Source organism: Jhaorihella thermophila, assembly GCF_900108275.1.
Lineage (GTDB): Bacteria > Pseudomonadota > Alphaproteobacteria > Rhodobacterales > Rhodobacteraceae > Jhaorihella > Jhaorihella thermophila.
This window is the reverse complement of the sequence record NZ_FNVD01000005.1, coordinates 128,624-147,790: the sequence shown is the minus strand read 5'-3', so window position 1 is coordinate 147,790 and position 19,167 is coordinate 128,624. Positions and strand designations below refer to the sequence as shown.

At 66.5% G+C, this 19,167-nt stretch carries 16 protein-coding genes and 1 tRNA gene; 11 read left to right on the top strand and 6 right to left on the bottom strand.

The window, feature by feature from the left end; all coding sequences use genetic code 11:
* Positions 1–136 precede the first annotated feature (136 nt).
* On the bottom strand, positions 137–2,410 hold the full coding sequence (locus C4S70_RS08105) for an NADP-dependent malic enzyme (protein ID WP_104007608.1): 2,274 nt from the start codon (positions 2,408–2,410) through the stop codon (positions 137–139).
* Positions 2,411–2,564: 154 nt separating this feature from the next.
* Here C4S70_RS08105 and C4S70_RS08100 point away from each other — a divergent pair, with 154 nt between their 5' ends.
* Genes C4S70_RS08100 through C4S70_RS08085 form a run of 4 tightly spaced genes read left to right on the top strand, consistent with a single transcriptional unit; the run spans position 2,565 to position 6,564 of the window.
* Positions 2,565–3,653 carry a cupin domain-containing protein gene (locus tag C4S70_RS08100; protein ID WP_104007697.1) on the top strand — a complete coding sequence of 363 codons (1,089 nt, stop codon included), beginning with the start codon at positions 2,565–2,567 and terminating at the stop codon, positions 3,651–3,653.
* Positions 3,650–4,042, top strand: a complete 393-nt coding sequence (gene cdd, locus C4S70_RS08095; protein ID WP_235003759.1) for a cytidine deaminase — start codon at positions 3,650–3,652, stop codon at positions 4,040–4,042. The genes C4S70_RS08100 and cdd overlap by 4 nt, the downstream gene beginning before the upstream one ends.
* Before the next feature lie 6 nt (positions 4,043–4,048).
* Positions 4,049–5,356 (top strand): thymidine phosphorylase, encoded by a 1,308-nt coding sequence (locus C4S70_RS08090; RefSeq protein ID WP_104007606.1) that lies wholly within the window; start codon positions 4,049–4,051, stop codon positions 5,354–5,356.
* The gene (locus C4S70_RS08085) at positions 5,353–6,564 is read left to right on the top strand and encodes a phosphopentomutase (protein WP_104007605.1); all 1,212 of its coding nucleotides are present in this window, start codon (positions 5,353–5,355) and stop codon (positions 6,562–6,564) included. The genes C4S70_RS08090 and C4S70_RS08085 overlap by 4 nt, the downstream gene beginning before the upstream one ends.
* Positions 6,565–6,611: 47 nt before the next feature.
* Here the strand turns inward: C4S70_RS08085 and betC are convergent, their stop codons facing one another.
* The gene (gene betC, locus C4S70_RS08080) at positions 6,612–8,123 is read right to left on the bottom strand and encodes a choline-sulfatase (RefSeq protein ID WP_104007604.1); all 1,512 of its coding nucleotides are present in this window, start codon (positions 8,121–8,123) and stop codon (positions 6,612–6,614) included.
* A 300-nt stretch (positions 8,124–8,423) separates the two neighbouring features.
* Between betC and C4S70_RS08075 the strand changes: the two genes are divergently transcribed.
* The 6 genes from C4S70_RS08075 to C4S70_RS08050 all read left to right on the top strand — a co-directional run bounded on the left by C4S70_RS08075 (position 8,424) and on the right by C4S70_RS08050 (position 14,865).
* Entirely contained in the window at positions 8,424–9,374 is a 951-nt protein-coding gene (locus tag C4S70_RS08075) for an ABC transporter substrate-binding protein (protein ID WP_104007603.1), read from the top strand.
* The gene (locus tag C4S70_RS08070; protein ID WP_104007602.1) at positions 9,358–10,440 is read left to right on the top strand and encodes a quaternary amine ABC transporter ATP-binding protein; all 1,083 of its coding nucleotides are present in this window, start codon (positions 9,358–9,360) and stop codon (positions 10,438–10,440) included. The genes C4S70_RS08075 and C4S70_RS08070 overlap by 17 nt, the downstream gene beginning before the upstream one ends.
* Positions 10,437–12,500 carry an ABC transporter permease gene (locus C4S70_RS08065; RefSeq protein WP_104007601.1) on the top strand — a complete coding sequence of 688 codons (2,064 nt, stop codon included), beginning with the start codon at positions 10,437–10,439 and terminating at the stop codon, positions 12,498–12,500. The genes C4S70_RS08070 and C4S70_RS08065 overlap by 4 nt, the downstream gene beginning before the upstream one ends.
* A gap of 208 nt (positions 12,501–12,708) precedes the next feature.
* Positions 12,709–13,584: a DMT family transporter gene (locus C4S70_RS08060; protein WP_104007600.1), complete on the top strand. Its 876-nt coding sequence runs from the start codon at positions 12,709–12,711 to the stop codon at positions 13,582–13,584.
* The gene (locus C4S70_RS08055; RefSeq protein ID WP_104007599.1) at positions 13,584–14,255 is read left to right on the top strand and encodes an NnrU family protein; all 672 of its coding nucleotides are present in this window, start codon (positions 13,584–13,586) and stop codon (positions 14,253–14,255) included. Before C4S70_RS08060 ends, C4S70_RS08055 begins: the two co-directional genes overlap by 1 nt.
* An 85-nt stretch (positions 14,256–14,340) precedes the next feature.
* Positions 14,341–14,865, top strand: a complete 525-nt coding sequence (locus C4S70_RS08050; protein ID WP_104007598.1) for a DUF2478 domain-containing protein — start codon at positions 14,341–14,343, stop codon at positions 14,863–14,865.
* A gap of 132 nt (positions 14,866–14,997) precedes the next feature.
* Here the strand turns inward: C4S70_RS08050 and C4S70_RS08045 are convergent.
* The 4 genes from C4S70_RS08045 to C4S70_RS08030 form a co-directional block, all read right to left on the bottom strand.
* A tRNA-Arg gene (locus C4S70_RS08045) sits at positions 14,998–15,074 on the bottom strand.
* A 54-nt stretch (positions 15,075–15,128) separates the two neighbouring features.
* Positions 15,129–16,517, bottom strand: a complete 1,389-nt coding sequence (locus C4S70_RS08040) for a sensor histidine kinase (RefSeq protein ID WP_104007597.1) — start codon at positions 16,515–16,517, stop codon at positions 15,129–15,131.
* 15 nt (positions 16,518–16,532) lie between these two features.
* Positions 16,533–17,951 (bottom strand): dihydrolipoyl dehydrogenase family protein, encoded by a 1,419-nt coding sequence (locus C4S70_RS08035; RefSeq protein ID WP_104007596.1) that lies wholly within the window; start codon positions 17,949–17,951, stop codon positions 16,533–16,535.
* A 6-nt stretch (positions 17,952–17,957) separates the two neighbouring features.
* Positions 17,958–18,698, bottom strand: a complete 741-nt coding sequence (locus C4S70_RS08030; RefSeq protein WP_104007696.1) for a TVP38/TMEM64 family protein — start codon at positions 18,696–18,698, stop codon at positions 17,958–17,960.
* A gap of 309 nt (positions 18,699–19,007) precedes the next feature.
* Here C4S70_RS08030 and rpmH point away from each other — a divergent pair, with 309 nt between their 5' ends.
* Positions 19,008–19,142 carry a 50S ribosomal protein L34 gene (rpmH, locus tag C4S70_RS08025; RefSeq protein WP_104007595.1) on the top strand — a complete coding sequence of 45 codons (135 nt, stop codon included), beginning with the start codon at positions 19,008–19,010 and terminating at the stop codon, positions 19,140–19,142.
* Positions 19,143–19,167 lie beyond the last annotated feature (25 nt).

Here is a 19,167-nt window from a genome sequence, read left to right as displayed (position 1 = left end):
CACTCTTCGGCGCATTCCCTCTGCAAAGTTTTGCAAATTGGCTGAGATTACCCGACCATTTCTCGCAACGTCGATGGGTTTGCAAATTATTCGCCGAACGAATTGCAAACCCGCCCGACACTGCGAGTCGCCCCCTTCATCCGTATTGTGCCACCGGCGTGCCGGCGATGGCCGCCATGTTCAAGAGGCCCCGCGCCGTGATCGACGGCGTGACGATATGGGCGCGGTTGCCCATGCCCATCAGGATCGGCCCCACGGCCAGCCCTCCGGCGCGCGTCTTGAGAATGTTGCGCACACCCGAAGCGGCGTCGGCATGGGCAAAAATCAGCACGTTGGCCGGCCCCTTCATCCGCGAATTGGGGAAGATCCGTTCGCGCAGCTGCGGGTCCAGCGCGGTGTCGATCTGCATCTCGCCTTCATAGCAGAAGTCGCGCGGCGCGCTGTCGAGAATGGCGATCGCGTCCCGCATCCGCTTGCCTGTGCCGCCTTCGTGGTTGCCGAACTGCGACTGGGTGCACAGCGCGATCGCCGGTTCGATACCGAAACGGCGGACGTGCCGCGCCGCGCCGATGGTGATCTCGGCGATCTGTTCGGGCGTGGGTTCCTCGTGCACATGGGTGTCAGCGATGAACAGGGGACCGTCCTCGAGGATCATCAGCGTCAGCGCGCCGTGCGGGCGCAGTTCGGCCGTGCCCAGCACCTGCGTCACATAGCGCAGATGCCAGCGGTATTCGCCGAAGGTGCCGCAGATCAGACTGTCGGCTTCGCCCCGATGCACGGCGACCGCGCCAATGGCGGTGGTGTTGGTGCGCATCACCGCCTTGGCGATGTCGGGCGTCACCCCGCGCCGCTGCATGATCTCGTGATAGCTGGTCCAGTAATCGTAATAGCGCGGGTCGTTTTCCGGGTTGACCAGTTCGAAATCCCGCCCCGGTCGGATCCGCAGGCCATAGCGTTCGCAGCGCCGCTCGATCACCTCGGGCCGACCGATCAGGATCGGCGTCTCGGTGGTTTCCTCGAGAATAGCCTGGGCGGCGCGCAGGACGCGCTCGTCCTCGCCCTCGGCAAAGATGATCCGGCGCGAGGCAGCGCGGGCTGCTTCGAACACCGGCCGCATCAAGAGGGCCGACTTGAAAACGCCCTGGTTCAGCCGGGCCTTGTATTCCTCCATGTCCGCGACCGGGCGGGTGGCGACGCCGCTGTCCATCGCCGCCTTGGCGACCGAGGACGACACGACCGCCATCAGGCGCGGATCAAAGGGTTTGGGGATCAGGTAGTCGGCGCCAAAGGTCAGCTGATCGCCGCGATAGGCGGCCGCCGCCTCGGCGCTGGTGGTGGCGCGGGCCAGTTCGGCGATGCCATCGATGCAGGCCAGCTGCATCGCGTCGTTGATCTCGGTCGCGCCCACGTCCAGCGCACCACGGAAGATGAAGGGAAAACACAGGACGTTGTTGACCTGGTTGGGATAGTCGCTGCGCCCGGTGGCGATGATCGCGTCAGGCGCGACCTTGCGAGCCTCTTCCGGCATGATTTCCGGCGTCGGGTTGGCCAGCGCAAAGATGATCGGACGGTCGGTCATCTTCGCCACCATCCCGGCCGTCAGCACGTTCGGACCGGACAGGCCAAGGAACATGTCCGCGCCCTCGATGACCTGATCCAGCGTCCGCAGATCGGTCCGTTGCGCGAAGGCCGCCTTTTGCGGGTTCATGTCCACCTCGCGACCCTCGTAGACCAGCCCGTGAATGTCGCACAGCCAGATGTTTTCCCGCTTCACCCCCAGCTTGAGCAGCATGTTGAGACAGGCGACCCCCGCCGCGCCGCCGCCGGTGGAGACGAGCTTGATCTCCTCGGGCCGCTTGCCGGCCACACGCAGCGCGTTCTTGGCCGCAGCCCCCACCACGATGGCGGTGCCGTGCTGGTCGTCGTGAAAGACGGGGATGTTCATCCGCTCTCGGCAGATCCTTTCCACGATGAAGCAGTCGGGCGCCTTGATGTCCTCGAGGTTGATCGCGCCAAAGGTGGGCTCCAGCGCGCAGACGATCTCGGCCAGCTTTTCGGGGTCGGATTCGTTCACCTCGATGTCGAAACAGTCGATATTGGCGAATTTCTTGAACAGGACCGCCTTGCCCTCCATCACCGGCTTGGACGCGAGCGCGCCGATATTGCCCAGCCCCAGCACCGCGCTGCCGTTGGACACCACCGCGACAAGATTGCCCTTGGCGGTATAGCGCACCGCATCGGCCGGGTTGTCGCGAATCTCGGTGCAGGCTTCGGCCACGCCGGGAGAATAGGCGCGGCTCAGGTCGCGGCCATTGGCCATCGGCTTGGTAGCGCGAATCTCCAGTTTTCCCGGCTTGGGAAACTCGTGATAGAACAGCGCGGCCTCGCGCAGCGTCTCTTTCTGTGGCATGGGCGAGATCTCCGAGAGAATGTAGTTTAGCATTAAACTATATCTGACGCCGGGGAAACCTCAGAATCCGCGCCGGGGCGCCGACTCGGCGGGTTGCAAATCCGAGGGGCACTCGTCACTCTCGGCGGGCATGACATTTTCGATCGTGGAACACATGTCCGATACCATCGCCGAGATCCGCCTGCCCACGAAAGAACTTCGCGACGACATCCCGTTCTTCACGAACGTTCTGGGAATGCGGATGGACATGATCTACCCCGCCGACGACCCGCGAATCGCGGTGTTTTCCGGCCACGGGCTGCGGCTGCGCATCGAAAAGGGCGCGCCCGAGCCGCCGGGCACGATCCGCATCCTGACCGACGACCCGGACGGGTTTGCCGGCGGCGCGCGGGAACTGGTGGCCCCCAACGGCACGCGGGTCGAGATCGACGCGCGCGACCCGCCGCTGGTGCTGCCCGAGACGCGGCATTCCTTTGTCGTGCGCCGGCTGGCCGACGGGGCGCCCTGGGTAATCGGCCGGGCGGGGATGAACTATCGCGACCTCGTGCCCGACCGGCTGGGTGGGGCGATGATCGCCAGCCACATCCGCATCCCCCACGGCGGGCCGGTGCCGGACATGGTGCATTATCACAAGGTCGGGTTCCAGCTGATCTTTTGCATCAACGGCTGGGTCGATGTGCTGTATGAGGATCAGGGCGGTCTGCGGCGGCTCACGGCCGGCGACTGCTTCATCCAGCCGCCCGAGATCCGCCACAGGGTGGTGGAAGCCAGCGACGATCTGCAGGTGATCGAGATCGGCGTGCCGGCCGAGCATGTCACCGAGATCGACCACGAGATGACGCTGCCCACCCCGCATTACCGCCCAGACCGCGAATGGCAGGGGCAGAGATTCGTGCACAGCCTTGCGAAGGAGGGCAAATGTGGTCCGTCGCGCCTGCCCGGCTACATCTGCCGCGACACCGGGATCGCCGAGGCGACACGCGGCGTGGCGGGTGTGCAGGTGCTGCGTCGCGGCGAGGATGCGCCGGGATGGGCCGTTCATGACGCGGACATCCTGTTCAACTATGTGATGGCGGGCCGGGTCATGCTGCAAGGCGAGGGGCGCACCCCGTTCGCGCTGGAGGCGGGCGATGCCTTCGTGATCCCGCCGGGGATGGCCACGCGGCTGGCGGACCCGTCGGACGATCTGGAACTGCTCGAAGTGACCCTGCCCGGGACATTCAGGACGGAGGTGCAATCGTGACCACGCTCAAGCAAGCGGCCGAAGCCGTCAGGCACAATGCGCATGCGCCCTATTCGGGCTTCAAGGTCGGCGCTGCGGTGCGCACGGCCAGCGGCAAGATCTTTGCCGGCTGCAATGTCGAAAACGTCTCCTACCCCGAAGGCACCTGCGCCGAGGCCGGAGCGATCGCGGCCATGGTCGCGGCCGGCGAGACCGAGATCGCCGAGGTCTATGTGATCGCCGACAGCCCGGTGCCGGTATCGCCCTGCGGCGGCTGCCGCCAGCGGATCGCGGAATTCGCCTGCGGCGCGGTGCCGGTCGTCATGGCCACCACGCGCGGCGAAGAACGGGTGATGACGATGGAAGAGCTCCTGCCCGGCGCTTTCGGCCACGATCACTTCGAGGTGTAGGGGAACATGGACGCGCGTTCCATCATTGCCAAACTTCGCCGGCGCGAAGTGCCGACCGAGGACGAATTGCGCTGGTTCGCCCAAGGGCTGGCCGATGGCCATGTCAGCGACGCACAGGCCGGGGCCTTTGCCATGGCCGTCTGCATGGGCGGGCTGGGCGAGACCGGGCGGACGGCGCTGACGCTGGCCATGCGCGACAGCGGCGAGGTGCTGCGCTGGGATCTGGACGCGCCGGTGGTGGACAAGCATTCCACCGGGGGTCTGGGCGATTGCGTGTCGTTGCTGCTGGCGCCGGCGCTGGCCGAATGCGGGGCCTATGTGCCGATGATCTCGGGCCGGGGGCTGGGGCATACGGGCGGGACGCTGGACAAGCTCGAATCGATCCCCGGCGTGGCGACGGTATTCCCCGAGGACCGCCTGCCCGACCTGCTGGTTCGCGCGGGCTGCATGATCGTCGGCGCCTCGGCCCATATCGCCCCGGCGGACAAGCGGCTCTACGCGATCCGCGACGTGACCGCGACGGTGGAGAGCCTCGATCTCATCACCGCCTCGATCCTGTCCAAGAAGCTTGCGGCGGGGCTGGAGGCGCTTGTGCTGGACGTGAAGGTGGGCAGCGGCGCCTTCATGAAGACGGCGGACGACGCCCGCGCGCTGGCGCAGGCGCTGGTGGCCACGGCCAATGCCGCCGGGTGCCGGACTGCGGCGCTGATGACTGACATGAACCAGCCGCTCGCGCCGAGCCTCGGTAACGCGCTGGAAGTGGCCGAGGTGATGCGGGTGCTGACGGGGCGGGCCGGCGGACCGCTGGCGGAACTCACCGCCGCGCTGGGCGGCGATGTGCTGGCGCTGGCGGGGCTGGCTGAGGATGCGGATGCGGGCGCAAGGGCGGTGGCCGACACGTTGGCCGATGGTCGCGCGGCAGAGCGGTTCGGACGCATGATCGCGGGGCAAGGCGGCCCCTTGGGCTTTGTTGATGACTGGGCGCGGTTTCTGCCCGAGGCGACGGTGATCCGCGAGGCGCCCGCCCCGACATCCGGCTACGTCACCGCGATGGATGGGGAGGCGCTGGGCCTCGCCGTGGTCGCGCTGGGCGGCGGGCGGCAGGTGGAAACCGACCGGATCGACCCGGCCGTGGGGCTGGCGCAGGTGGCGCGACTGGGCCAAAGGGTTGAGGCCGGCCAGCCGCTGGCGATGGTTCACGCCGCGCGCGAGGACGCCGCGGCGGCAGCCGTGGCGGCGGTGCGGGCGGCGATCACGATTTCGCCGGATCCCGCGCCGGTTCCGGCATTGATTCACGAACGGGTGGGACCATGACGCGCGCCTTTCTGGTGGTGATGGATTCGGTCGGCATCGGCGGGGCGCCGGATGCGGACCGGTATTTCAACAGTGGCGTGCCGGATACCGGCGCGAATACGGTCGGCCACATCGCGCAGGCCTGTGCCGAAGGCCGCGCCGAAGAGGGCCGCAGCGGTCCCTTGCGGCTGCCCAATCTCGATGCGCTGGGGCTGGGCGCAGCGGTGCGGCTGGCCAGCGGGATCGATGCGCCGGGGCTGGAGGCGGACCCGACCGGGTTCTGGGCCGCAGCCACCGAACAGTCGAGAGGCAAGGACACGCCCTCGGGCCACTGGGAGTTGGCCGGCCTGCCGGTGCCGTGGGACTGGACCTATTTCCCCGATACCGTCCCCGCCTTTCCCGAAGAGGTCACGCAGGCGGTGATGAAGGCCGCGGTCACCGACGGAATCCTCGGCAATTGCCACGCCCCCGGCACCGCGATCATCGAACGTCTGGGTGCGGAGCATATGCGCACCGGCTGGCCAATCTGCTACACTTCGGCCGACAGCGTGTTCCAGATCGCCGCGCACGAGGAAACCTTCGGGCTGGAGCGGCTGCTGAAGCTTTGCGCCGACATCGCGCCGATGCTGCACGCGATGCGCGTGGGGCGCGTGATCGCCCGGCCCTTTGTCGGCGATCCCGAACATGGATTCACCCGCACGCCGCACCGCAAGGATTTCGCGATCACCCCGCCGTCTCCGGTGCTGACCAACTGGGTGCAGGACGCGGGTCGCAAGGTTTACGGGATCGGCAAGATCGGCGACATCTTCTCGATGCAGGGGATCGGCCGCAACGTGAAAGGCCCCGATGCCGAGCTGATGGAGCATCTCAAGCACCGCGTCGCCGAGGCCGAGGACGGCAGCCTGACCTTCGCCAATTTCGTCGAATTCGACAGTCTCTACGGCCACCGCCGCGACGTGAGCGGCTATGCCCGCGCGTTGGAATGGTTCGATGCCCGCATCGGAGAGGTCCGCGCCACGCTGCGCCCCGGCGATCTGCTGGTGATCACCGCCGATCACGGCAACGACCCGACATGGGCCGGCACCGATCACACCCGCGAACGGGTGCCGGTGCTGATCGACGGCGCAGGCGCGGGCAGCGCGGGGCTGATCGCCATGGCCGACGTCGCCGCCAGCGTCGCGGCGCATCTGGGCGTGCCCGCGCAGGGGCCCGGCCGCAGCTTTCTGTAGGCGCAGGGCGGTCCGGCCGCCCTGCCCCGTGCATCACTGCCTGCACATTACCCCTTGGGCGCGGGATATTGCATCCGGTGCACCACGTCGTCCCAGCTGACCGTGTTGCGGACCCATTCATTGGCGGCGTCCCTTGGCGGGTTGTAGTCCCACGAGGTCCACCTGCCCTGTTCCATCGCCGCATGCACCGCGCGACGGCGGCGCTGCGAGGCGATCACGTCGGCGCGGATCCTGTCGCTGTCCCAGCGGGCGCGCGCCTCGGCCTGGAACGCGCCCAGCAGATCGGCATGGGCCGGGTCGTCGGCCAGGTTGTCGCGCTCCATCGGGTCGCTGGCCACGTTGAACAGCTGCGGCGGGTCCACCTCGCAATGGATGAACTTGTAGTCCCCCCGCCGGATCATGAACAGCGGGTGGCTGAGGCATTCGGCGCAGTATTCGCCACAGACCGTGCGCCCGTCCGTTTCCTCGCCCCGCGCCAGCGGCAAGAGCGACCGCCCGTCCAGCGGCATCGCGGGGGCGGGGGGCTCGCCACCCGAGGCGAGGTCGAGGAATGTGGGCATCAGGTCCACCAGCGACACCGGTTCGGCCACGGTGCCCTGGGGGATGCCGGGGCCGGACAGGATCAGCGGCACGCGGGCGGAGTGTTCGAAGAAGTTCATCTTGTACCACAGGCCCCGCTCGCCCAGCATGTCGCCGTGGTCCGAGGTCACGACGATCACCGTGTCGTCGTAAAGATCGGCCTCTTTCAGCGCCTGCACGATCGCGCCCACCTTGCTGTCGAAATAGCTGGTGTTGGCGTAGTATCCGTGCCGGGCGTTGCGGATCTGGCCGTCGGTGACGGCGACCGCGTCGGCCTCGATCCCGTGCATGATGCGGCGCGTGTGCGGATCGCCCGCCGGGCCGGTTTCCGGCATGTCGATCTCGTCATCGCGGTAGAGGTCCCACCATTCGGGCCGCGCCGCATAGGGGTCGTGGGGGTGGATGAAGCTGGCGACTATGCAGAAAGGCCGCACGCCCTCCATCGCGTATTCGAAGATCCGGCGGCGGGCCAGGAAGGCGGTTTCCTCGTCATATTCATACTGGAATGTGGTCGCCGCCGGCCCGGCCTGCCGCACCGAATCCATGTTGTGATACCATTTGTCGATGCGTTCGTCGGGCTGTTCCCAATCGGGCGTCCAGGCGTGGTCGGCGGGATAGATGTCCGAGGTCAGGCGCTCTTCGAACCCGTGCAGCTGGTCGGGACCGACGAAGTGCATCTTGCCCGACAGGCAGGTGCGATAGCCCATCGCCCGCAGATAATGGGCGAAGGTGGGGATCGACGCCTGGAACTCGGCGCCGTTGTCATAGCCCGCGATGCGGGTGACCAGTTGGCCGGACATGAAGGAAAATCGCGACGGCGCGCAAAGCGGCGCGTTGCAATAGGCCGCATCGAACCGCGTGCCGCTGGCGGCCAGCGCGTCCATGTGCGGGGTCTTGACGACGGGGTGGCCGTAGGTGCCGGTAAATTGCGGCGCCAGCTGATCGGCCATGATGACGACGATGTTGGGTCGCTTGGACATGGGGTGTCTCCCTTGAAACCTTGTGTGAAAAACGGTTCAGGGGAGCCGGGGCGGAGGGTGATAGTGCATCCGTTTCATGGCCGCGCGCATGGGCGACAGACTGCACCGGCGGGCATCGCCTGTCTTGTCCGTTGCGACATTCGGCGTGTCGGTTTTGAGCCGCGATGGACCGTGCTGAATTGCAGGTGGCCCCGCGCGGATTGGTGCTATGCTCGGCCGGGGCGCCAAAACGGTTGCCCTGAAACGAGACTCGTTATATTGACTGACCAGTCAATCAAGGACAACAGGGAGAGAGAAGGGATGAAATCGGCATTTATCGGAGTGGCCCTTGCGGCGATGGCGGGGGCGGCCGGCGCGGCCGAACTGGGCGCGGTGGACGAGCCGATCAAGCTGGCGATCAACGAATGGACCGGCCAGCATGTGACCACCCATGTCGCGGGCGAGATGCTCAAGGCCGCGGGCTACAAGGTGGAATACGTCACGGCGGGCATGCTCAACCAGTTCCAGGCGATCGCCGACGGCGACATCACCGCGACGCTGGAAATCTGGTCGTCCAACGTGTCGGATGAATATTACAAGAAGATGGAAGAGGGGACCGTCATCGACCTGGGCGAACTGGGACTGGATGCCCGCGAAGGCATTGCCTATCCCGCCCATGTCGAAGAGATGTGCCCCGGCCTGCCCGCGTGGGAGGCGCTGAAGGACTGCGCCCAGATCTTTGCCACCGCCGAAACCATCCCGATGGGCCGTCTGGTGGACTATCCCGCCGACTGGGGCACGCCCGGGGCCGACCGGATGAAGGGGCTGGGCCTGCCGTTCAAGGCGATTCCCGCAGGGTCCGAAGGCGCCCTGATCGCGGAGTTGCGCGCCTCGACCGAGCGCAAGTCGCCGCTGCTCATCACCTTCTGGCAGCCGCACTGGGCGATGTCGGCCTACAACGTGAAATTCGTGGACCTGCCCGAGGCAGAGGACGCGTGCTTTACCGATCCGTCCTGGGGCCCGAACCCGAACGAGGTCAACGACTGCGACTTTACCTCGACCACGATCACCAAGGCCGGCTGGGCCGGGCTCAAGGACAAGTGGCCGGCGGCCTACGAAATCCTCGTGAACTACAAGCTGTCGGTCGAGGATCAGCAGCCGATGATGGGCGCGATCGACGTGGACGGCGGCAAGGTCGAAGAGGTCGTCGCCAAGTGGATGGCCGAGAACGAGGCCAAGTGGCGCCCCGTCGTGGATGCCGCGATCAAGTGAGCCTGACGACGTGACCGGAACGACACCGCCGGCGATCGCCTGCCAGCATGTCTGGCAGGTGTTCGGCCCGAATGCGAGGAAGGCGCTGGACGCGGCGCTGCAGCGGACGGGAGGCGATGCACGAGCCGCCGCCGCGCAGCTGCGCGAACAGGGCCTGATCCCGGCGGTGCAGGATGCGACCTTCGAGGTCGGCAAAGGCGAATTGTTCGTCATCATGGGCCTGTCCGGTTCGGGCAAGTCCACCATCATCCGCTGCATCTCGCAGCTTCTGGACGCGACGGCCGGCGAAATCGCGCTGGATGGCGAAAACATCGTGGGCGCGTCGAAACAGCGCCTGACCCAACTGCGCCGCGAAAAGATGGGGATGGTGTTTCAGCATTTCGGCCTGTTCCCGCACATGACGGTGGCGGAAAACGTGGCCTATCCGCTGCGCGTGCAGGGGGTGGCGAAGGCCCGCCGCCGCGAACGCGCGCAGGAAGTCATTTCGCTGGTCGGACTGGAGGGGCGCGAGGACGCCTTCCCGCGTGAACTCTCCGGCGGCCAGCGTCAGCGGGTCGGGATTGCCCGCTCGCTGGCGGTGAACCCCGACATCTGGTTTCTGGACGAACCCTTTTCGGCGCTCGATCCGCTGATCCGGCGGCAGTTGCAGGACGAATTCCTCAAGATCCAGGCAAACCTGAAGAAATCCATCGTCTTCATCACCCACGACATCGCCGAGGCGCTGAAACTGGCCGACCGCATAGCGATCATGCGCGACGGGCGGATCGTGCAGATCGGCACGCCGGCCGACATCGTGCTGCGCCCGGCCGACGACTATGTGCGGGAGTTTTCGCGCGACGTGGCCAAGGGTGCACATGCCCGCGTCAGGTCGGTGATGCGCCCGGTGTCCGACCTGCCCCCCGGCCCCGACGATCCCGGCCTGCGCCCGGACATGACCCTGGACGAGGCGCTGGCGCACTGCATGGAGCTTTATCAGCCGGTGCCGGTGCATGACGACTCCGGGGCGGTGATCGGAGCGGTCAATCCCGTCGATCTGGCCGCCGCATTGCAGGTGGAGAGCGAATGACCACCGCCGCCGATGTCCTGCCCTCCCGCCTCGGGCTGACGCCGGGCACGCGCGCGGCGCTGGTCGTTCTGCTGACCGGCGCGCTGTGTCTGGCGCTGGAACCCGTCCTGCCCTGGCTCGTGAAATGGCCCGACGCCTGGACGCTGCCCGCGACGCAGTGGGTCGATACGGTCACGCGCTGGATCCTCGGCTGGCTCAAGCCGCTGGCCCGCGCCTTCGCCGACCTGATGCGCTATCCGATGGATTGGGCCAATCTGGCGCTGAACGCGACGCCCTGGCCGGTGACGATCGGTCTGATCACTGCGCTTGGCTGGTATCTGGGCGGTCTGCGGATGGCGGCGCTGGGCTTTCTGGGGCTGTCCTTCGTTCTGGCCTCGGGCTACTGGTCCGAAAGCATGAACACGCTGGCGCTGGTCGCTGTATCGGTGCCGCTGGCGCTGATCGTGGGCGGAGCGATCGGGCTTCTGGCCAATGAATTTCCCCGGCTGAAGCCGCCGGTGCAGGCCGTGCTGGACGTGATGCAGACGGTGCCGACCTTCGCCTATCTGACCCCGCTTCTGGTGCTGTTCGGCTTTGGCCCGGTCGTCGGTCTGATCGCCTCAGCCATCTACGCCGCGCCGCCGATGGCGCGGAACGTGATCCTCGGGCTGGAACGGGTCGAAAGCGAGATCAAGGAGGCCGCCGTCATGTCCGGCGCCGGCCGCCTGCAACAGCTGTTTCAGGTGGAAGTGCCCTCGGCCGCCTCGCAGATCATGGTGGGCGTGAACCAATGTCTGATGGCGGCCCTGTCGATGGTCATCATCGCCGCGGTGATCGGCGGGTTCAACGATATCGGCTGGGAAGTGCTGCTGACCATGCGCAAGGCGCAGTTCGGACAAAGCCTGCTGGCCGGCCTGGTGATCGTGGTCTTTGCCGTGGTGATCGACCGGATGAGCGGCGCGCTGGCGATCGAACGGCGCCGTCACGACCCACGCGTGGTCTATGGCGTGCTGGCGCTGGCCGCCGTGCTGACCGCCCTGTTCTGGTCCCGCCTGCCCGACCCGGCCGAGTTCACCCTGCTCGCGCCCGTCGCGGAAGCGGTCGATACGGGACTGGGCGAATTCACCGCTGCCAATGGCGACTGGCTGGCAGGCGTCAAGAACGGGGCGATGTTCTATGTCCTGCTGCCGCTGCGGATCGGGCTGGATCAGGCGGTGTTGCCCTTCACCTGGGGCTTTGCATGGACCCCGGGCATGAGCTGGGCTGTTTTCGCCGCCGGCGCGGCGCTGTGCCTGATCCTGATCTGGCGCGGACGTGTCACGGCGGGGCTGATGGTGCTGATCGGTGCCGGGATGCTGGAAACCGGCATCGCCGACCTGCCGTGGCCCTTCGTTCTGGTCGGCGCGGCGGCGCTGGGCCGGATCGCCGGCGGCTGGCGGCTGTCGCTGCTGGCGGTGGGGCTGATGCTGACCATCCTGCTGTCGGGCCTGTGGGACCGGGCCATGCTGTCGCTGTATCTCAGCGGCGTGTCAGTCGTCGCCTGTGCCGTGGTCGGTGGCTTCTTCGGCCTGTGGAGCGCGGTCAGCCCGATGGCCTGGCGCATTGTTCAGCCGATCTGCGACATGCTGCAGACGATCCCGCTCTTCGTGTTCCTGATCCCGGTGCTGATGTTCTTCCAGATCGGCGAATTCTCGGCTTTTCTTGCCATCTGCGCCTATGCGGTGGTTCCGATGATCCGCTACACGCGGCACGGCCTGGTTTCGACCCCACCCGAACTGATGGAAGCCGCGATCGCCTCCGGCGCGACCGGATGGCAAATCATGCGCGACGTGCGCGCGCCCTACGCCGCGCCGACGATCCTTCTGGGTCTGAACCAAACCATCCTCTACGCCTTTGCCATGCTGGTGATCGCCGCATTGATCGGCACTACGGGACTGGGCCAGTCGATCTACCTCGCCTTGGGCAAGGCGGATGTGGGCCTGGGCATCTCGGCCGGCGCGGCCATGGCGATCCTGGCCTTCCTCGCCGACCGGATGGTGCAAGGCTTTGCCGAGGAGCGGCGGCGCGCACTCGGATTATGACCGGCACCATGACGGCCCGGCGCCGGGCGGAATTTGACCACACCGAACCAACATCCACTTCTTCATCTTGCCGGAAATACTCCGGGGGGTGCGGGGGGCAGCGCCCCCCGCATCGGTCGGATTGGCAACGCCAATCCGAAATGATACGTCCGACCCGTCCGAACACTGGCATTTCGGATGCCATTCGCCCCACGCAAGAAAGACGGCCATGCAACAGGTCGAACTGAAGCCCGTGCTCCTCGCCACATTCGCCGCCACCATCTGGGGCCTCTGGTGGGTGCCCATCCGCTGGCTCGAAGCACAGGGCCTCTCCGGCGCAATGGGGGGCATTGCAATGAATGCAGGCGCCTTCCTTGCCGGTCTGATCTGGATGTTCGCGCGCAGGATCCCGCTGCAACTGGGCGGTCATGCCCTGCTGGGCACGGCGCTGGCCGGTGCCGCCGTGGGATCCTACTCCGTCGCCCTCGTCTATGGCGACGTGGTGAGGGTCGTCCTGCTGTTCTACCTCGCACCCGCCTGGAGCAAGATCATCGAGTGGACCTTTCTCGGCCAGCCCTGGCGCTGGGCGTCTTCCGTGGCCCTCGTGGCCGCGTTCACGGGCGCGGTGCTCGTGCTGGGCGGCGCGGTATCCTTCGCGGATCTCTCGGCCGGCGATCTCGTAGCGGTAGTTTCCGGCCTGTTCTGGGCCTGCGGCGCAGCGCTGGTGTTCACCGCGCCGAAAAGCTCGCCCGCCTCGCTGACCGTTACGACGGCTCTCGCCGCCGCCCTGATCGGTGTGCCCTTCGTGATCGCGGAGGGCGCCGCCCTTCCCCCGGTCGCGCCCGTCGCCACCGGCCTCGCAGCGGGCGTCGTCTATGTATTGCCGATCCTCGGCCTGACGCTCTGGAGCGCCCGTATCCTGCCGCCGGCGACGCTGACCTTCCTGCTGACCGCCGAGATCGTCGCCGGCGTCGTGTCCGGCGCGCTCTTCCTGGACGAACCCTTCGGCCCGCTCCAAATCGCAGGCGCCGCTCTGATCATCCTGGCCGCTCTCAGCGAGCTCCTTCCACGGCTTCGGCCCGCAGCCACGGAGGAAAGCGCGTGATGGAAGACTGGTTCGGCTTTGCCGCCGCGCTCGCCGCGTTCCTTCTCAGCCACGCGATTCCCGTGCGACCGCCGGTGCGCCACTGGCTGGTCAAACGGCTGAGCCTGCGCGGCTACCTGTTCGCCTACAGCGCCTTGTCGCTGGGTCTGCTCTGGTGGCTGATCGTCGAAGCCGCCCGCGCGCCTTATGTCGAGATCATCCCGCCCCATGAAGCCCTGCGTTGGGTGCCACTACTGACCATGCCGGCGGTTTGCTTTCTCGTCGTGGCGGGGATGGCGCGGCAGAACCCGCTGTCCTTTGGCGGGATCGGGACGAAACCCTTTTCACCCGATCGGCCGGGCCTTCTGGCATTCTCGCGCCATCCGCTGCCGCTTGCGATCATGCTTTGGTCGATCGCGCATATGCTGGCGAACGGCGATCTGGCACATGTGATCCTGTTCGGGCTCTTTGCGCTGTTTTCCGGCGCGGCCATGCACATGATCGACCGCCGCAAGCAGCGGGAAATGGGCCAGACCGAATGGCAGCGACTGTCGCGCAACACCGCCCTGCTGTCCCTGCGCGGCCTGCGTCGGATGTCCGTCTCGCCCCTTCAGGTCGTCGCGGCCGCACTGGTCTTTGCCGGCCTTCTGTGGTTGCACCCTGTGGTGATCGGCGTTTCTCCGATGCCCTGACCGGGGGACCGGTTGTTCCTATGGGCAGAGGCGCCGCAACGTGCTATGCCCTTGGCCGCAAACAGGTCCTGCGAGGAGCTCCGCCATGCAACTGGGCTATGTCATTTGCGAGGGACGGGGAGAAACCGACCGTCTGCTCACCGAACTGGCTGACAGGCTGCTGGCCGACGGCGTTCGGCTTGCCGGTGTGGTGCAAACCAACACCGAATGCGCCGACAACGCCAAATGCGACATGGACCTGCGTGTCCTGCCGGACGAGGCCACCATCCGTATCTCGCAGTCATTGGGCGCCGGCGCACGGGGCTGCCGCCTGAACCCGTCGGAGCTGGAGCGCGCGGTGGCACTGGTCGGGCAGAGCCTTGACGCGGATCCCGAACTTCTGATCATCAACAAATTCGGAAAGCACGAGGCCGATGGTCGCGGTTTCCGCCCCCTGATCGCCGAGACATTGTCGCGCGGCATTCCCGTTCTGGTTGGGCTGAATGGCCTGAACGAGGAAAAGTTCCAGGATTTTGCCGAGGGCATGGCAGAGCGCGTTGCGGGCGATCTCGATGCGCTCCGGGCTTGGGCGAATTCCGCACGCGGCAAGGCGGTCCCGGACGTCGCCTGAGGGGCGAAAGCCGCCGTGCGCGCATCTTGTTCCATTTCGAAGTACCACACCGCCGCAAACGAAGCAGCGATCAAGTGGATGGCAAAACACTGCCGCTGTGACGGCAAATTCACCTTGAGAATACATGAAGTATGGCGGACCGAGGAGGATTCGAACCCCCGACCCCCTGATTCGTAGTCAGGTACTCTATCCAACTGAGCTATCGGTCCGTGGGGTCGCCATGTAGACTCAGGCGACGGGCATTGCAACCCCAAAAATCGAAATTAGAGCATCCCCTCTCCTCGCGGCAGGCAGATCAGGAAAACCGTGCCCTCCGGGCCGGTCCGGGCAAGCTCCAACCGACCACCGTGCCCACGCACCAGTTCGGCCGAAATTGCCAGACCCAGCCCGGTGCCACCCTTGGCGGCCCGTCCCTGGAATGCGGTAAAGAGATGTTCGCGCGCCCGCTCCGGCAGACCGGGGCCCGTGTCGATCACTTCGATCCACCAGTTGTCGTCCGCCTCCCGCGCCGTGACCGTGACCGACCCGGGCTTGCCAGTCGCCTCGACCGCCTGTCGGGCGTTGCGCACGAGGTTCAGAAGCACGCGAAACAGTTGCTCGGGGTCGGCGCGGACCGTCAGATCGGCCGGAACCGCGTTGACGAATTCCACCCTGCCGGCGCCGTCCGAGGCAAACCGCTCGGCCTCGAGCACATCATGCGTCAGCCCCGCCAGCGGCACCAGGGTCAGTGTCGGCGCGGGCTCGTCGGCGCGGCCAAAGGCCAGCGTGCTCTCGCACAGCGACACGGCGCGGGTGATCGAGTTCACCAGCTTCGGCGCGAGCCGCCGGACCAGCGGATCCTCGCTGGCCTCGATGCGATCGGTGAACAATTGCGCCGAAGTCAGGATGTTGCGCAGATCATGGCTCACCTTGGCCACCGCGGCGCCCAGCTGGGCCAGCCGCTCGCGCTGCTTCAGGGCGTGGGTCAGTTCCGTCTGCATCTGCTGCAACGCCTCTTCGGCCTCGCGCAGTTCGGTGACGGTCGAAGTGGGCTGAATGATTAGACGCGCGTCCTCGGGCGATTCGGCATAGCGCTGCATGGCGCGGACCACCCGCCTAATCGGGCGAACCAGCAGCCGACGCACGGCCAGGAAAAGCAGAAATGCGGTGATGACCGAAATGACCGCAGACAGGATCAGGATCCGCAGGCCATAGTCCAGCATCGCCGCGCGCATCGGCCGGGTTTCCATGGTGATCTCGATCAGTTCGCCGCCGTCGCGGACGGGGCGGCTGATCACGCGAATGATCTGGTTTTCGGGGGTAAAGAGCCGGTTCATGGCATCGCGGATCAGCACCCAGGGCGTCGCGTCGCGCAGATCATAGGTGGCGACGATCGGCGCAGGTATGGGCGAGGACAGCATCAGCTGGCGCATGTCATCGCGGCGCAGCACCACGTTGAACACCTCGGCATTCCGCAACAGTTCCGCTTCGAGATCGTCCGACAGCAGGTCACCGGCGAGAAGCGCCAGCGAAGCAATCTGGGCGCGCTCCAGCCGCGCCAGCAGGTAGTCTTCGCGAAACCGCGCGATCGACGGCACGAAGATCAGCACCTCGGCCAACATGACAAAGGCCGTGGTGAGAATCAGGAACCGCCCGGAAAGCGAATTCAGCATCGCGCCCTTCCCCGGTCAGGGAATCCACCTCTGCACCGCCCCGACCACGCGCTTGACCATCGGACTGTCGAACAGCCGTGGCGAGAAATAGGCCCCCGCCGCGCGCTTGTTGACCTCGCCGATGGTCGGGAAGGGCGATACCATGGCCGCAATCTGCCCCATTTTCAGCCGGTTGGCGAGAGCAAGCGACCAGAGATTGACCAGTTCGCCGGCCTGATGGCCGACGATCGACGCGCCCACAGGACGGCCCCGCACCACCATCAGCTTGATGAAACCCTCGGTCCGGCGCTCGGCCACGGCGCGGTCGTTATGGGCCATGTCGAAACGGACGACCTCCAGCCGCGTGCCGAATTTCTCGCGCGCTTCGGCTTCGGCCAGGCCGACCTGGGCCAGTTCGGGATCGGTATAGGTCACACGCGGGATGTGATGCGTTGCGGCCCGCGCGGGCAGGCCGAACAGGATCGAGCGGATCACGACGCCGGCGTGATAGCCCGCGACATGGGTGAATTGCAGCCCGCCCGCCACGTCACCGATGGCGTAGACCCGACGGTTGGTGGTGCGCAGACCGGCATCCACGCGAATGCCGGTGCGGGTGGTTTCGATCCCCGCAACCTGAAGGTTCAACCGGTCGGTATTGGCCCGGCGCCCCACCGCGACCAGCAGATCGGAGCCCCGGAACACCCGCCCATCGGCCACCGAAACCTCGGTCACGCCGCCGTCGCGGCGCACGCCGGAAACCATCGCGTCCTCGGCAATCTCGACGCCTTCGCGTTCCAGCGCGGCGCGCACCACGGCGGCCAGGTCCGGATCGTCGCGATTCAGGACGCGGTCGCCCTCGATGACCGTGACCTTGCTGCCCAGGCGAACATGCGCCTGCGCCATTTCCATTCCGATCGGCCCGCCCCCGATCACCAACAGATGCTCGGGCCGCGCGCGCCGGGCGAAAATCGTCTCGTTCGTGTCAAAGGGCACGTCCGCAAGCCCCGGGATCGGCGGCACCAGCGGCGAGGATCCGGTGGCGATGACCACCCGGCGGGCGCGGATCACATGGTTGCCGGCCCGCACCTCGGTCGAAGAGATGAAACGGCCGTAGTCGCGAATCACGCGGACGCCCAGCGCCTCGAACCGCTCCTGGCTGTCATTGGGGGCGATCTCGGCGATCACCTGCGCGACATGATCCTTGACAGCCGCAAAATCGACCTGCGGAACCATATCGGCAATGCCGAAGGCCGATGCGTGGGCCTGCGCATGGGCAACCCTGGCCGCGGCCAGCAGCGCCTTGGATGGCACGCAGCCCCAGTTCAGGCAGTCGCCGCCCATCTCGCCGCCTTCCAGCAGGACGACACGCACCCCCATCTGCGCCGCGCCGGCCGCCACCGACAGACCGCCCGAGCCCGCCCCGATCACCAGAAGATCGGTCCTGATCCGCTCCATGTCCGCTCAGTCCTTCGTTTTTCGGCTTCGAACCCACCGCACCACCATCGGCAAGGCTGCCAGAAGGCACAGCCCGGCCAGCGGACCCAGAATGTAAGGTTCGCGCAAAATGGACAGATCGGGCGACTCTCCGCGGCTGAACACTTCGCCCAGACCGACACCGATCCAAGTGTAGACGATCGCGCCGGGGATGATGCCCACCGCCGTCGTCCAGACAAAGTTGCGCAGGCTGACCCCGACCATGGCCGGCACCAGATTGGCGACGAAGAACGGCACCGCCGGCACAAGCCGCATCAGAAGCAGAACGCTGATTTCGTTCTTTCGCAGGTTCTCGCGCACTTTCGCCGCTGCGCCGCCGACATTTTCCAGCCGTTCCGACAGGGTCGCCCCGATCCCCCAGCGCGCGGCAAGAAAGATCGCCGTCGCCCCGATGGTGGCCGACGCGACATTCAGCGCCGTGCCTGCCACCAGACCGAACAGGAACCCCCCGGTCATCGACGCCACCGCCGCACCCGGGAGAGAGAAGGCGACGATCAGAACGTATGCGCCCAGGAAGATCGCGGCCATCGCCGCATAATGGGCATCGCGAAAGGCCAGCAGCGCCTCGCGATGGGCGCGCAGGGTCTCGAACCCCAGCTGGTCGCGCAACGTGATCGCGCCGACCACCGCCACCACGGCAATCACGGCCAGCGGCAGGTGCCGCAGCCAACCGCGCCTTGGCGGCAGCGTTTCCGACTCGGTCGTCATTCCCGTTCCGTCCGTTTCTGTTTCATCTGCGGTCATCCTGCCCCCAACATGCGACGGGGCGGGGCGAAACGACAGCCCGATCACGCCCGGTTGATTCAACCCCTCGGAAACGTGAGAAAATCCGCTCCGATCTTGATTTCTGAAACATTTTCGACCACCGATCGCGGAATTTGTTGCAACAGGCCCGATTTCCGGCGACAGGGGGTTTGACTTGCCGCCCTTTGCGCAGTAAGGACCGGGTTTCACAAGAGATGCCCCGGGCCGGGTGAATCCGCACCATGCCCGACCGCAAGAGATGGAGACGGAGCGATGAAGCGCACCTATCAACCTTCGAACCTGGTCCGCAAACGCCGTCACGGGTTCCGCGCCCGCATGGCGACCAAGGCCGGCCGCAAGATCATCAATGCACGCCGCGCCCGCGGCCGCAAGGTTCTGAGCGCGTAACAGGCGCGTCTCGTCAGACCGGACA

Bases quoted from the DNA above. Each gene is read 5' to 3' on its own strand.
- C4S70_RS08085 (WP_104007605.1), top strand. From the start codon at position 5,353: ATGACGCGCGCCTTTCTGGTGGTGATGGATTCGGTCGGCATCGGCGGG.
- C4S70_RS08035 (WP_104007596.1), bottom strand. From the start codon at position 17,951: ATGGAGCGGATCAGGACCGATCTTCTGGTGATCGGGGCGGGCTCGGGC.
- C4S70_RS08070 (WP_104007602.1), top strand. From the start codon at position 9,358: ATGCCGCGATCAAGTGAGCCTGACGACGTGACCGGAACGACACCGCCG.
- C4S70_RS08090 (WP_104007606.1), top strand. From the start codon at position 4,049: ATGGACGCGCGTTCCATCATTGCCAAACTTCGCCGGCGCGAAGTGCCG.
- C4S70_RS08105 (WP_104007608.1), bottom strand. From the start codon at position 2,410: ATGCCACAGAAAGAGACGCTGCGCGAGGCCGCGCTGTTCTATCACGAG.
- C4S70_RS08040 (WP_104007597.1), bottom strand. From the start codon at position 16,517: ATGCTGAATTCGCTTTCCGGGCGGTTCCTGATTCTCACCACGGCCTTT.
- betC (WP_104007604.1), bottom strand. From the start codon at position 8,123: ATGTCCAAGCGACCCAACATCGTCGTCATCATGGCCGATCAGCTGGCG.
- C4S70_RS08050 (WP_104007598.1), top strand. From the start codon at position 14,341: ATGCAACTGGGCTATGTCATTTGCGAGGGACGGGGAGAAACCGACCGT.
- C4S70_RS08055 (WP_104007599.1), top strand. From the start codon at position 13,584: ATGGAAGACTGGTTCGGCTTTGCCGCCGCGCTCGCCGCGTTCCTTCTC.
- C4S70_RS08065 (WP_104007601.1), top strand. From the start codon at position 10,437: ATGACCACCGCCGCCGATGTCCTGCCCTCCCGCCTCGGGCTGACGCCG.
- C4S70_RS08060 (WP_104007600.1), top strand. From the start codon at position 12,709: ATGCAACAGGTCGAACTGAAGCCCGTGCTCCTCGCCACATTCGCCGCC.
- rpmH (WP_104007595.1), top strand. From the start codon at position 19,008: ATGAAGCGCACCTATCAACCTTCGAACCTGGTCCGCAAACGCCGTCAC.
- C4S70_RS08075 (WP_104007603.1), top strand. From the start codon at position 8,424: ATGAAATCGGCATTTATCGGAGTGGCCCTTGCGGCGATGGCGGGGGCG.
- C4S70_RS08100 (WP_104007697.1), top strand. From the start codon at position 2,565: ATGTCCGATACCATCGCCGAGATCCGCCTGCCCACGAAAGAACTTCGC.
- C4S70_RS08030 (WP_104007696.1), bottom strand. From the start codon at position 18,698: ATGACGACCGAGTCGGAAACGCTGCCGCCAAGGCGCGGTTGGCTGCGG.